Annotated in this window: 14 protein-coding genes; 4 read left to right on the top strand and 10 right to left on the bottom strand. The window is 37.0% G+C overall.

Going from position 1 to position 12,070, the window contains the following annotated elements; genetic code table 11:
- The 8 genes from ABS768_RS13120 to ABS768_RS13085 all read right to left on the bottom strand — a co-directional run bounded on the left by ABS768_RS13120 (position 1) and on the right by ABS768_RS13085 (position 7,519).
- Positions 1–1,323, bottom strand: a complete 1,323-nt coding sequence (locus ABS768_RS13120) for an MFS transporter (RefSeq protein WP_408075411.1) — start codon at positions 1,321–1,323, stop codon at positions 1–3.
- A 298-nt stretch (positions 1,324–1,621) separates the two neighbouring features.
- A complete protein-coding gene (locus ABS768_RS13115; RefSeq protein WP_408075410.1) occupies positions 1,622–2,167 on the bottom strand; it encodes a hypothetical protein in 546 nt (181 codons plus the stop codon).
- 42 nt (positions 2,168–2,209) lie between these two features.
- Entirely contained in the window at positions 2,210–3,190 is a 981-nt protein-coding gene (locus ABS768_RS13110; protein ID WP_408075409.1) for a hypothetical protein, read from the bottom strand.
- A gap of 79 nt (positions 3,191–3,269) precedes the next feature.
- Positions 3,270–4,349 carry a hypothetical protein gene (locus ABS768_RS13105; protein ID WP_408075408.1) on the bottom strand — a complete coding sequence of 360 codons (1,080 nt, stop codon included), beginning with the start codon at positions 4,347–4,349 and terminating at the stop codon, positions 3,270–3,272.
- 122 nt (positions 4,350–4,471) lie between these two features.
- Positions 4,472–5,524 (bottom strand): hypothetical protein, encoded by a 1,053-nt coding sequence (locus tag ABS768_RS13100; RefSeq protein ID WP_408075407.1) that lies wholly within the window; start codon positions 5,522–5,524, stop codon positions 4,472–4,474.
- 8 nt (positions 5,525–5,532) lie between these two features.
- The gene (locus tag ABS768_RS13095) at positions 5,533–6,081 is read right to left on the bottom strand and encodes a hypothetical protein (protein ID WP_408075406.1); all 549 of its coding nucleotides are present in this window, start codon (positions 6,079–6,081) and stop codon (positions 5,533–5,535) included.
- A gap of 163 nt (positions 6,082–6,244) precedes the next feature.
- Entirely contained in the window at positions 6,245–7,060 is an 816-nt protein-coding gene (locus ABS768_RS13090) for a M48 family metallopeptidase (RefSeq protein WP_408075405.1), read from the bottom strand.
- A gap of 111 nt (positions 7,061–7,171) precedes the next feature.
- Positions 7,172–7,519: a DUF1801 domain-containing protein gene (locus ABS768_RS13085; protein WP_408075404.1), complete on the bottom strand. Its 348-nt coding sequence runs from the start codon at positions 7,517–7,519 to the stop codon at positions 7,172–7,174.
- A gap of 96 nt (positions 7,520–7,615) precedes the next feature.
- Here ABS768_RS13085 and ABS768_RS13080 point away from each other — a divergent pair, with 96 nt between their 5' ends.
- The 4 genes from ABS768_RS13080 (at position 7,616) to ABS768_RS13065 (ending at position 10,738) form a co-directional block, all read left to right on the top strand.
- The gene (locus ABS768_RS13080) at positions 7,616–8,446 is read left to right on the top strand and encodes an alpha/beta hydrolase (protein WP_408075403.1); all 831 of its coding nucleotides are present in this window, start codon (positions 7,616–7,618) and stop codon (positions 8,444–8,446) included.
- The gene (msrB, locus tag ABS768_RS13075; RefSeq protein ID WP_408075402.1) at positions 8,443–8,973 is read left to right on the top strand and encodes a peptide-methionine (R)-S-oxide reductase MsrB; all 531 of its coding nucleotides are present in this window, start codon (positions 8,443–8,445) and stop codon (positions 8,971–8,973) included. The genes ABS768_RS13080 and msrB (ABS768_RS13075) overlap by 4 nt, the downstream gene beginning before the upstream one ends.
- Before the next feature lie 5 nt (positions 8,974–8,978).
- Positions 8,979–9,371: a peptide-methionine (R)-S-oxide reductase MsrB gene (gene msrB, locus ABS768_RS13070; RefSeq protein WP_408075401.1), complete on the top strand. Its 393-nt coding sequence runs from the start codon at positions 8,979–8,981 to the stop codon at positions 9,369–9,371.
- 722 nt (positions 9,372–10,093) lie between these two features.
- The gene (locus ABS768_RS13065) at positions 10,094–10,738 is read left to right on the top strand and encodes an endonuclease III domain-containing protein (protein ID WP_408075400.1); all 645 of its coding nucleotides are present in this window, start codon (positions 10,094–10,096) and stop codon (positions 10,736–10,738) included.
- 137 nt (positions 10,739–10,875) lie between these two features.
- On the opposite strand, the gene ABS768_RS13060 is transcribed toward ABS768_RS13065, so the two are convergent.
- Together ABS768_RS13060 and ABS768_RS13055 are read right to left on the bottom strand one after the other, a co-directional pair.
- On the bottom strand, positions 10,876–11,181 hold the full coding sequence (locus ABS768_RS13060) for a hypothetical protein (protein ID WP_408075399.1): 306 nt from the start codon (positions 11,179–11,181) through the stop codon (positions 10,876–10,878).
- A gap of 77 nt (positions 11,182–11,258) precedes the next feature.
- On the bottom strand, positions 11,259–11,861 hold the full coding sequence (locus ABS768_RS13055; RefSeq protein ID WP_408075398.1) for a hypothetical protein: 603 nt from the start codon (positions 11,859–11,861) through the stop codon (positions 11,259–11,261).
- Positions 11,862–12,070 lie beyond the last annotated feature (209 nt).

Below are 12,070 nucleotides of genomic sequence, written 5' to 3'. Positions count from 1 at the left end.
TTAATGTTTTTTTAATACCCTTGTCAGCAATATTATACCAATTACAAAGAATAATGTAAGGAATATCACAGAATATCGCATACTCCCGAAAATCTGGTCTATAGCCCCATAAAGTACCATACCTATAACGATTCCTATTTTTTCGGTCACATCATAAAAGCTGAAAAATGAAGCAGTATCCTGAGTTTCAGGTAACATTTTAGAATAGGTACTTCTTGACAGCGATTGTATACCTCCCATTACCAATCCTACAAAACCGGCGGTAATGTAAAAGTGCATAGGCAGGGTTACAAAGTAAGCCGCTACACATATAACAGCCCAAACAGCATTTATCCCTATAAGAGTTTTAATATTTCCGAATTTTGCAGATAGTTTTGAGGTTAATATCGCACCTGCAACGGCCACAAGCTGTATTAACAAGATACTGCCTATAAGCCCCATACTCTTAGCATCGTCACTACCCCACTCTATCTCTTTTGCGCCAAAGTAAGTAGCTACCAGCATTACCGTTTGTACAGCCATACTGTAAACAAAAAATGCCCCAAGGTAGCGCTTCAGTTCGGTCGTGTGTTTTAACTGATCCCATACTTTGCGCAACTCCTTAAAGCCGTTAAGCAGTACATGGCGGGTTACCCTATTGCTGTTTTTGTTTCCTTTTGGTAAATAATAATAAGTGTACTGACTAAACAGTATCCACCAGACACCTACCGTTACAAACGATATACGCATGGCTTTTAAAGCAGCAGGATCTTCTTCTGTACCTGTAATATTAAAAATTTCAGGCTTCATAACCATAGCAAGATTAAGTATAAGCAGTATCACACTACCTATGTACCCCATTGAGTACCCTTTTGCACTTATACTGTCCTGCTGCTCGGGGTAGGCAACATCGGGCAGGTAAGAGTTATAAAACACAAGGCTGCCCCAAAAACCTACAAGCCCAAAAAAGTAAAGCAATAAACTAAGGTATAAATTACCTAAGTCAAACCAGTACAAACCAATACAGGCCAGTGCACCCATGTAACAAAATAGTTTAAGAAAGCCCTTTTTGTTTCCGCTATAATCGGCAATACCCGAAAGTAACGGCGAAATAAATGCCACGACCAAAAAGGCAAAGGCGGTAATAAAGCTCATTAGGGCGGTATCTTTTACTGTAAAGCCTAAAAAATCTATATATTCTATTTTTGCCCTGCTAAAAAGCTGCTCATAAAATATAGGGAATACTGCCGAAGCAATTACCAGACTGTAAACCGAGTTGGCCCAATCGTAAAACGCCCAGGCATTAAGGAGCTTTTTATCTCCCTTTTGTAGTTGTACCGACATACTTAATTATTTGGTTTGTTTTGCCAAAACTAATTTATTTTTTGGATTATAGGATTATTGCAATGTTAGATTTTACAACACAACCAGGCTAACACCTTAATGAAATACCCGATAGTAACCAGTAAACTGCTACCAGTTCAACAATGACAAAACCTAAAAATACAAGAAGTTGAATCCACAATTTACTGTATTTAGGAGGAAGTAAAAAATTAAGTATACCTGTAAGTATTAAGGCGATAAACAATATCCCCAGAAAAAACACAAACATACCGCCAAAAACATCTTTACACATAATCAATTAATAAAAACCTTTAAATTGTTTTAAAACCTTTCTTTCCATGTTATCGTCAGGCCAAATTTCAATTTTATAATAATCGTTATCACTATCATTCACTAAATCAAAATCTTCTACACTGTTAAAGTTAGAACCATAAACCCTTACCCTGTATTTACCCGGAGTCACTTTTATGGATAACTCTACTCTTGTTGTAAAGCAATCCACAATTTGTAATTCTCCCGATGAGATCTCAATCCCTCCTACCACAACATGATCATACAAACTATAATCTATATCCTTAACGGGATCTTGCAAAACGGTTATTTCCCCTTTTACACTACCATAACTATAGGTACTTACACCAATAATACCTGATTCCATTGCCAACATACTTGTAAAAGCCTCATCTGTCCAAAAATTAGGTGAACCAGTATCACCTTTGGCTTCCTTATCTTCAAGATAAAACTGATGGTGTGAACTATTAAAATTAAATGTATAAGTCATATTTTGTGTTTGTGCACTGCAAAAGCCTGTAGTAAGTATTAGTAAAACCAGTAGTTTTTTCATTTAAAAAATATATTCAAATAAATATGATTAGTAAAATACCTGTTATTTTTCATACGCCATTTTTGGAGCTTTACAATACCAGTCTACCTCATAAAGGAGGCCTTTTTTTTCGTCTGTTTTTTTATAAAGGTATATTTTACTGAAATAGACTGAAGGATAGTAGTAAGCCGAAGGTGCTATCATCCTGGGATTATTACCCGTATTTTTAAGAAAACCGTCAACTTTGTCCTGAGTATAATCTTCAAAGCTTTTCACAGCCTTTTTCTTTGTAAGCAATTTATCCTTTACATCATCAAAAAGCACCTCCTTTACCTTATGCTTATCAGGATTGTAAACAAACTTATCATCCCTTATCGCGGGCAGTAATTTAAATTCGGTTTTATGTTTGTCTTCGGTTATGCTGCTTCCCTCCTCATCGGCGTCAAATTCTATATATATAATATGCCTAAACAAATCATTATAAAAGTACATTTCATCTGCAAAATCAATAAGTTTTTGCCTGTCCTCCTTTCCTATAGCCCCATATTTAATAAAATCGTATGGAGCATAACTGTTAAGTTCCAGTACGTTACTACCCCTACATAATGTTATTTCATATTGGGCAGCATCATATATCAGCATCTTTTTCCCCTTTTCATTAACCTGTATATCAAGTTTGTCGGGATTAATATCTGCTGTAGCATTAATAAGTTTTAGAAACTTTTCTTTCTCTTGAACATCAGTAATTTCAGCGCTTCGTAATTCATCTTCATATTGCAGACTATGAACATGATGATGATATTTAAACATTCTCCCGTCACTAAGCACTGCCAGATAACTGGTGCTTTTACCCCAACTCCATGAACTATATATTAACACCGATACTATTAGTGCATCGGGGTCGTTTATACCGAGTTTTTGATATAAACTTTGGTTGTCATTAAATTTATTAAAATGTACAGTGTTTAATGTAACAGCAGGTTGTTGAACGGCTTTACAGCAAAATAGTAAAAACAATAAGGGTAAGGCAAGTAGTTTTTTCATACAGCAATATAGCATTTCTGTAAACAAAAAAGCCTTGGTTTCCCAAAGCTTTTTTATAGAATATAACTCATTTAAATACTTATCGCAGTACCTGCCCACCGGCAACAACATTTTTATTTCTAAGGTTACTTTGCGAACTAAAGGTTGTTACTACAAAAGATATTTTAAAGTTTTCAAGAAATACAAGTCCCAGTGTTACCTGTCCAAATGTAAAGTTACTCTTATCTATACCAAGGTTGGTTTGATATTCATCGGTTCCAAAATAAAGAGACGTACTCGCCTCAAAGAAAAAGCGCAGTTCATTATTATCTATAGCTGCATCACCATAAAAATTTAACCCTACAGATGCGCTTCCGGCCCAATCATCAGTAGTGGTACCAAAAGCTGGTAAATCGGCTGCTCCTTTTGCAATAAACCTACCCAGCAAGTTATAGTCATGGTTAGTAGAGTGTGTATAAATAACAGGATACTCAAAAGTTAAAACAGTATTACCTCCATAAGTTACCAGTCTTTGATAGGCTTCTTCCTGCTGTGCGCTTTCTTCGTCACTACTATTACTACTGGAAACCATTGTACCAAGGCTCACCCTAAAAGCACCAAGGTTACCTCCTACCAACTCTGAATAAATTGAACCAGAATTGTTACCAAAGCTTACACCTGTATTACCAAGAGCCTTAAACCTTTTGCCTTCGTTTTCATAAAGCACATCAAAAACAGCTCTTGATTTTTTTCCTCCGGGAAAATAAGTGAGTTTTTTAAAAAGTACAGTATCAATTCGCATTACCTGCTCAAGGCTGTCTATCTGGGTATTTAGCTCCTTAATATTCTTTTTGTAGCTGGCAATAGTTTCAAGCTTCTTGTTAATTTCATCATCGGTAAATCGCTCAACAGGCGGATTTGCCGTAGGGTCATAATTATTAGCATTATTGGTAAGTTCAGTTTGTATTTTGTTAATTTTTTCTTCCTCTACACTAATATCTTTGGTATGATATTCTATTAAAATCTGTTCTTTAGATTTCACTGTTGTAGACTCTCCTGTAAAAGAATTTTGAAGTCTGTTTGCCTTTACCGGTGATATGCTCTTAACTTTCAGTCCGGCAACCTGAGCATTAGCTCCACAAAAGGCAATTAGTAATAATAAAAGTAATTTTGTTTTCATTGGATTTGGTGATTTTGTTAAAGTGTTAAAATTAACATTTTAACATAAACTACACCATACCCTTTTATAGGTATTTTACTATCAAAAAAATAATACAAAACTAAAAATAGCTTATACTAGTCTCATGACCCAAACAGCTCGTTATAAAAATCAATCTTTTTAATAATTTCAATAATCTGCTTTACCTCCTTATAACCGTAATTATTTTGTGGTTTAGCTTTATAATCTTCCAGCTCAAGAGTTTCATATTCAGAGAACGCCTCATTTTTATATATCCCAAGTATATAATGACCGCCATCTACAACGTTATCCCATTTTCCCCTATTGGCATTATAAGCTACAAAATGCATTGTTTTTTGTAATAGCTGTATGTCTTGCAACAAGTTTAGCATTTCCTGTTTCTCCTTCTCCCCAACCACTTCTTTTTTCCTTATTTCCTTTACCTCTCCCTTATCATTTAAAAGCATGCAGTATTTAAAAATCGTGTTATCATTGTAAAAAACGACAAAGCTTTTATGAATCTTTTCATCCCAAAAACTAAATGAATCACCCATTAAAATAAGCGGATCAGCTCCCTTTATTAATTCAAGCTTACGAAGTGTTTGCACATCGGGAAGTTCATTTGCCGTTCCCCCCGGCTTCTCTTCAGGTATAAACCTAAAATCGCTAACAGTCTTAATTTCCTTATTTTCTTTGCTTTTATACTTATCAATTAATTCAGAACGCATTAAAAAAAGTTTATTAGCCTCACTGTTTTGCGCAAGCTCAAATAAGTAAGCTACAAAAGCATCGATTGTCTTATAGCTTTCACATCCCGGATTAGCCCTATAAGTGGTTTCTTCTCCGTTATGCTTAACATTTAAAGTATATAATACACCATTTGTAGCAGCAATGTTTGGAGTATTGCATCCTTCCACTGGTTTTACCTCCTCTAAACGAACCTGCAGTTCCTGTATTTGTGACGGATTAAGTTTTAATTTTTTTACCTCCGGGTAATCTTCCAGTTTTTCATCTAAAAAATATAAAAAACCGTCAGCCGTAATAGTAACCGATTTGCTTTGTTCACGAGAATACTCCAAGAGGTCAATCTCAAAATTTATAGTAGCGGTTTCCTGCTTTTTACAGGCCGTAAAAAACACTAAAAACAAAACGGGTAAGGCGATTAGTTTTTTCATAGAGAATTTTAATCTGTTTCAAATTCAAAAAACGAACGATCTGCAGCAATAGCCATATGTAATTCCTTCAGGTTATGAGTATCATAACAGTTAATATGCATTGAGTTAGGGTGTGCTAATGTACGGCTCATAACAATCCCCAAAGAATCGTTTATAAAAATATTGCCCATTGGTCCTGTAGGTAAAACATCCTGTGAATATTTTTTTACTGTAACAGGCTTACCGTTAAGCGCAATTGTTTTTTGGGAAAGGTATTTTAACTCCTGTCTTAAATTAACCTTATCATTTTTAATGATAAGTGTATCTGTATAATCCATCAAATGCCTGTACGGATAATAAAACACAACAGAATCAGAAAACACAATTTTTCGCAACGTCAGAGAATCTTTTCCAAAATAAGGGAGAGTATCAATATCTACATTTTTAATAGCAACATTATCTCTAATTAGATATAATAGAAGACTAATCTCTTTTTCTGTTTTTAAAGGTTTCTCAATTCCATTATTACAGGATATTATCAATAAAAACAACACGGGTAAGGCAAGTAGTTTTTTCATACAGCAATATATTAAATATCAGCTTAACTTGTTACCCACATCACTTTATTAAATCTTTCAATTTTAAATCATAAAATCTAATTTCATAAAAAAGCCCCGCTAAAAGCGAGGCTCAATATCTTTAAATAATAGTCTTATGTCTATTATCTTTTATCTAAAATCTTTATTTGAATGTTACCCCAAACTTAGCCGCTTCGGCTTTAGCTTCCGGAATCATTTTTTGCAGGTTAGCAATCCTTGTAGCATCACTAGGGTGCGTACTAAGCAGCTCTGGAGTACCACCTCCGCCTTGTGCCGACATCCTTTGCCAAAAACTAATTGCCTCATCCGGGTTATACCCTGCAATCGCCATAAGTATAAGTCCGTATTTATCGGCCTCGCTCTCGTGGCTTCTGCTAAACGGAAGCACACCTAAAACGTTAGACCCCACACCATAAGCCTGCATATAAATTTGCTGTGCAGCTTCGCTTTCCTGGGTTGTTGCAGCTCCTAAAAGTACGGCACCTACCTGCTGAGCCTGGCTTGCCGTCATACGTTGTCCACCGTGGTTAAGTAACGCGTGCGAAACCTCGTGTCCCATAACAGTTGCCAGTCCGGCTTCGGTTTTAGTAACCGGAAGTATACCACTGTATACTACAATTTTACCACCCGGCATACACCATGCATTAAGCGACGGATCCTGTACTAAATGATATTCCCACTGGTAATCCTTTAAATACCCCTGATACCCATTGGCATTAAGGTATTTCTCGGCAGCAGCTCTAATTTTCTGACCTACTGTAGTAACCATTTTTGCTTCTGCAGTACCGGTAATCACCTTGTTTTCCTTAATAAAAGCATCATACTGCTGGAAGGAAGCAGGAAAAATCTGGTCGTTTGACACCACGTTAAACTGTGATTTTCCTGTAAAAGGATTGGTCGTACAGGCAAAAAACATCATCAGTATAAACCCCGATAACACAACTATACTCTTTCTCATATAACGATAAAATTGGTTTTGCTAAATCAAAATTAGTAAATATTTTCCTGTAATTTCCTTAATAATTACCCTTAGTCCGTTAAAGTATTGTGAACGTTTTGATTAGGCTAATCACTTTCTTAAATCAAGCGATGCTCTTAAAATAGACCCAACTAAAGCCAAATCAATATCGGCTTCAGGGTTTATCGGCAATATTTTCATACGTGCACGCTTTTCCTGTACCAGTTCAGGAAAATCCAGTAGGCCTCCGTCTACAAAACCAATGTAAGGTTCCCCCGTTTTCTTGTGGGTATGAAAGTAGCACAGCATTTTTCCTTTATAATAAAAAAACGGCATACTGTATTTCCACTCCTGCGTTATATCGGTGTCAAAACCACTTATAAAATCCTTTAGGGCAAGCAGGCATCCCTTTACCGGTTCATTAAGCTTGTCAAAATAATTGTCAAACGGACGTAGCATTTAATTTAATTTTAATACCATCTAAGGTAAGAAATTTCTAACTTGCCAATAAATAATTCTACCACCATGTCAGTAAGCAGTTCAAACCGAAGGTCGATGGCCATACCAAAACCCATAAGGATCACAGCTAAGGTACTAGAGGCCACCTCACAAAAAATGGCGGCAAAATTTGCCATGAAGCTATTTATAACCCCTATGAAATTCCCTATCCCTAAACGGGAGGAAAAAATGGAGTCCGAAAGCAGGCAGGAGTTTGTAAAAGTTCCGGCTATCAATAAAACCATAAGGGCTTACCACTATGGCGAAAGCGACAAAAAAGTACTATTAGTACACGGCTGGAGCGGACGCGGAACACAATTACAGTCCATCGCCGAAAAACTGGTTAAAAAAGGCTACAGCACTGTTAGTTTTGATGCTCCGGGGCATGGCAAAGCACCCGGAAAAACGAGTGATATGACCGAGTTTATTGCCGCTATACTGGAACTTGAAAAACAATACGGTCCCTTTACCTATGCCGTAGGGCATTCATTAGGAGGCATGTCGGTACTTAACGCCATAAAACAGGGACTTAAGGTAGATAAGGCAGTGATTATAGGCAGTGGCGATATTATAGAAGATATAATGAATAACTTTATAAAAGAGTTAGGCATGAATATTGGTACAGGTAAACTGATGATGAAGCTGTTTGAAAAAAAGTTTGGTGAAACCATTAACAGCTATTCGGCGTATATAGCAGCACAGGCAGTGACTGTTCCCGTACTGGTTATTCACGACGAAGATGATACCGATGTTCCCGTAACCGCTGCACATCACATTCATAAATATTTGGCAAACAGCCAGCTTATGATTACGCAGGGATTAGGACACCGAAAAATTTTGGGCGACAGCACTGTCATCAAAACGTTAACCCAATTCTTACTATCATGAAAAAATTAATGGCATTGCTTATCCTGTTCTCGCTTACGGCATGTAACGGACAGGTAAAAAAGAAAGAACATAAAACCGAAAAGGCTAAAACCGAAAAAACGGAAGGCAGGTTTAAGGTTACTAAAACCGATGCCGAATGGAAAAGCGAGCTAAGCCCCGAGGAATATTCGGTACTTCGTGAAAAAGCCACCGAAAGGCCTTATACCGGAAAATATGATGAGTTTTTTGAAGATGGCGTATATGTATGTGCCGCCTGCGGAAACCCACTGTTTAAGTCAGACAACAAATACAACTCTCACTGCGGATGGCCTTCATTTGATCAGGCTATTAAAGGATCTGTAGTTTATGAAGAAGACAATTCGCTTGGTATGCACCGTACCGAAGTTATGTGCGCCAACTGTGGTGGTCACCTGGGGCACGTGTTTGACGACGGACCAAAAGCTACAACCGGAGAACGTTTTTGTACCAATTCGGTTTCCATTAAATTTATCCCTGCAGAAGAACTTAAAAAAGCAAAAAAGGAGTAACAACAATGAAAGAATACAATGTAAACAAATCAGAAGCCGAGTGGAAAGAACAACTTGGCCTTGAGCGTTATAAAATACTTAGGCAAAAAGGAACTGAGTTCCCCCACTCCGGCAAATACAATATGCACTTTGAAGAAGGTACTTATGTATGCGGAGCCTGTGGCGAACCCCTATTTGCTTCTGATTCCAAATTCAATTCGTCCTGCGGATGGCCATCGTTTGATGAAGCCCTTCCCGGTAAAATTGAATACGTAAAAGATACCTCACACGGTATGATTCGCACCGAGATTATGTGTGCCAACTGTGGCGGTCACATTGGCCACGTGTTTGACGACGGACCTACCCAAACCGGACAACGCTATTGCGTTAATTCCCTTTCGGTAGATTTTAAAGAGTAACATTTTTTTACAGATACCCCGCCCCGCCCACCAGCGGGGCTTTTTTATTCCCTACTATCATTACTAGGAAGAGCCACGCTGCAATATACCCTATGTCATTTCGACCTTGAGAGAAATCTTTTTAGACTCTTCATTCCGCTATCGCTGCAATCAGAATGACAATAGTAGTGTTAGCATAAGAGTCAGCAAACGGCATTAGGTTCTGTAGCGTATAGAAAATTATAAACGAAGCGTTAATAAGCATCCGCTGTTTGAGGTTACAGCCGAGTTCGGATGGTTTAGCTGAGAAACATAATTTTTAGCGTAAAGAACCAAAGCCTTGACTTTTTCGTTCTTTTGTGTCAAGACAAAAGGACATAAACTACTATAATCACTGATAAGAAGAACCACGCTGCAATCTATTAATTAATACCCTTGTCATTTCGATCTTGAGGAGAAATCTTTTTAGATTCTTCATTCCGCTATCGCTGCAATCAGAATGACAATAGTAGTATTAGCATAAGAGTCAGCAAACGGCATTAGGTTCTGTAGCGTATAGAAAATTATAAACGAAGCGTTAATAAGCATCAGCTGTTTGAGGCGACAGCCGAGTTCGGATGGTTTAGCTGAGAGATATAATTTTTAGCTTAAAGAGCCAAAGCCTTGACTTTTTCGTTCTTTTGTGCCAAGACAAAAGGACATAAACACATCAATCATATCAAATAAAACAGTAACTTTAAACTATGGATCTTTTTAATGAAAAAACCGACTGGGCACAAGCCTTAAAACCGTTACTCGCAAAATACAGAGGCGCAAAACATCCGCTGGAATATAAAAACATATACCAGTTACTGGTAATGGTAGTACTTTCGGCACAAGACAGTGATGCACATATCAATAAGGTAGCACCAAAATTCTTTAAGGAATTTCCTGACATGAAATCACTTGCAAAAGCCAATACCGAACAGCTTACCGCAATACTTAGCGAAGTACGATTCCACGGAAACAAAATAGCATGGTTGCAGGATATAGCCTCTACCGTAAAAGAAGATAAAAACATCCCAATGACCATGAAAGAGCTAACCGCCCTGAAAGGTGTTGGGCGAAAATCGGCAAATGTAATAATGCGAGAATCCGGTGTGCCGGTAGAAGGTATAATGGCCGACTTACACGTTATACGCGTAGCTCCCCGATTAGGGATTGCACAGGGTAAAGATGCCATTAAAATTGAAAAACAAATGATGGAAGCACTACCACGTGACATGTGGGCAGATGCTGGAATGGCAATTTCCTACCTGGGTCGTGAAACATGCCGACCAAGCAATCCTAAACATAGCGAATGTATTATGAAAGACGTTTGCGAATACTACCAAACCGAAAAGAAGTAATCGTTATAAACCTGAAAACCAAAACTTTATATTTGGTTCATTTATACCGTGACAAAAGGGCAATAAAACGACACATCATAAAACAAAAAAAGAGAGGCATTAACCTCTCTTTTTCAGTAACTATATAATAATATATATTAAGAATATATCTTTATCAGTTTTCCCTCTCCGGTAAACGATGCCGTTAGGCCAATACCATCCTGAGTTTTCATATCCAGCCTATAGTTTCCTTTATCCGATTTATAGGCTTTAACTACCTTATAATCTCCATAATCCTTATGGATATTATCCATTACTTCCTTAGGTATTTCACTAATCTTAATTTCTTTATATTCGTTCTCCTGTTCATAAAATACAACAGAATCATTATAATGAACAGTAACCGATGCGGTTGCAGTAAAAGCAGCTATCAGCATCGCTGAAGCAAAAATCAGTTTTTTCATGTTTAGCTATTTAGTTAGTTGAATCTATCCAAAGTTACAACATACAACCTCACGCTATATTAAAATATTGCTAAAGTTTAAAAATGATATCCTATACGAAAACGTAAATTAAGTACAGCACCATCCTGAGCTTTATAGGTATAACCATTTTTTGTAAACTTAAAAGCATGGCTATAACCAATACCAACTCCGGTTTCATAATCAAAATGCTTTCCAAGTGTCCTTCTTATACCCCAAGTAGGAATCACCGATACAATAGGTCGTTTATAAAATTTATAATCATCGTTTGTACTAACAACAAACCAATCAGGTGCAAACGAAGTATCCAGTGATAAGTAATTAGCTCTATTCCCTTTAATATCCTTGCCTTTTCTTACTCTGCGGTTAAGATTATAATACCACCTCGGTTCTGCTCTTACAATTGGAGTAAGTAAAAGTCCACCTTCGGTACCTCCGTAAAAGGAAGATTTGAACCAAACACCTCCGTTAAGGCCGGCTTCAGTTCGAAGAGTTAACTGATTAGCCATTTTAAATTCATAATATGCCCATACTCCAAGCCCGGCCTGAACTCCTATAATTTCTTTCTCTACACTAGGTTTTTGTTCTTCTTTTTCCTGAGCATTCATTTTTCCTGCACATAGTAAGGCGATCAGGGTTAATCCTAACAGTTTGTTTTTCATAGGTTTAATTGGTTAATGATTTGTAATATAGTAAGATTTATATCTTTTTTAATACGAAAAATCAAACACTATGCCTCTTTTAAAAAATATGGACTAAAAACCGAATATTTTTTAGTGCAAACACCAAACCTATATAAAAACAAAAAACCCTATCCATTAAAGGATAGGGTTTTTAAAAGAAAGGCAGTGTCATACTCTCCCACAAATTG

Source organism: Flavobacterium rhizophilum (genome assembly GCF_046000485.1).
GTDB classification, from domain to species: domain Bacteria; phylum Bacteroidota; class Bacteroidia; order Flavobacteriales; family Flavobacteriaceae; genus Flavobacterium; species Flavobacterium rhizophilum.
This window is presented reverse-complemented; position numbering and strand designations above follow the sequence as displayed.

What these genes read in the sequence shown, in the direction of transcription:
- ABS768_RS13120 (WP_408075411.1), bottom strand. Translation starts at nt 1,323, where the DNA reads ATGTCGGTACAACTACAAAAGGGAGATAAAAAGCTCCTTAATGCCTGG.
- ABS768_RS13115 (WP_408075410.1), bottom strand. Translation starts at nt 2,167, where the DNA reads ATGAAAAAACTACTGGTTTTACTAATACTTACTACAGGCTTTTGCAGT.
- ABS768_RS13110 (WP_408075409.1), bottom strand. Translation starts at nt 3,190, where the DNA reads ATGAAAAAACTACTTGCCTTACCCTTATTGTTTTTACTATTTTGCTGT.
- ABS768_RS13105 (WP_408075408.1), bottom strand. Translation starts at nt 4,349, where the DNA reads ATGAAAACAAAATTACTTTTATTATTACTAATTGCCTTTTGTGGAGCT.
- ABS768_RS13100 (WP_408075407.1), bottom strand. Translation starts at nt 5,524, where the DNA reads ATGAAAAAACTAATCGCCTTACCCGTTTTGTTTTTAGTGTTTTTTACG.
- ABS768_RS13095 (WP_408075406.1), bottom strand. Translation starts at nt 6,081, where the DNA reads ATGAAAAAACTACTTGCCTTACCCGTGTTGTTTTTATTGATAATATCC.
- ABS768_RS13090 (WP_408075405.1), bottom strand. Translation starts at nt 7,060, where the DNA reads ATGAGAAAGAGTATAGTTGTGTTATCGGGGTTTATACTGATGATGTTT.
- ABS768_RS13085 (WP_408075404.1), bottom strand. Translation starts at nt 7,519, where the DNA reads ATGCTACGTCCGTTTGACAATTATTTTGACAAGCTTAATGAACCGGTA.
- ABS768_RS13080 (WP_408075403.1), top strand. Translation starts at nt 7,616, where the DNA reads ATGGCCATACCAAAACCCATAAGGATCACAGCTAAGGTACTAGAGGCC.
- msrB (WP_408075402.1), top strand. Translation starts at nt 8,443, where the DNA reads ATGAAAAAATTAATGGCATTGCTTATCCTGTTCTCGCTTACGGCATGT.
- msrB (WP_408075401.1), top strand. Translation starts at nt 8,979, where the DNA reads ATGAAAGAATACAATGTAAACAAATCAGAAGCCGAGTGGAAAGAACAA.
- ABS768_RS13065 (WP_408075400.1), top strand. Translation starts at nt 10,094, where the DNA reads ATGGATCTTTTTAATGAAAAAACCGACTGGGCACAAGCCTTAAAACCG.
- ABS768_RS13060 (WP_408075399.1), bottom strand. Translation starts at nt 11,181, where the DNA reads ATGAAAAAACTGATTTTTGCTTCAGCGATGCTGATAGCTGCTTTTACT.
- ABS768_RS13055 (WP_408075398.1), bottom strand. Translation starts at nt 11,861, where the DNA reads ATGAAAAACAAACTGTTAGGATTAACCCTGATCGCCTTACTATGTGCA.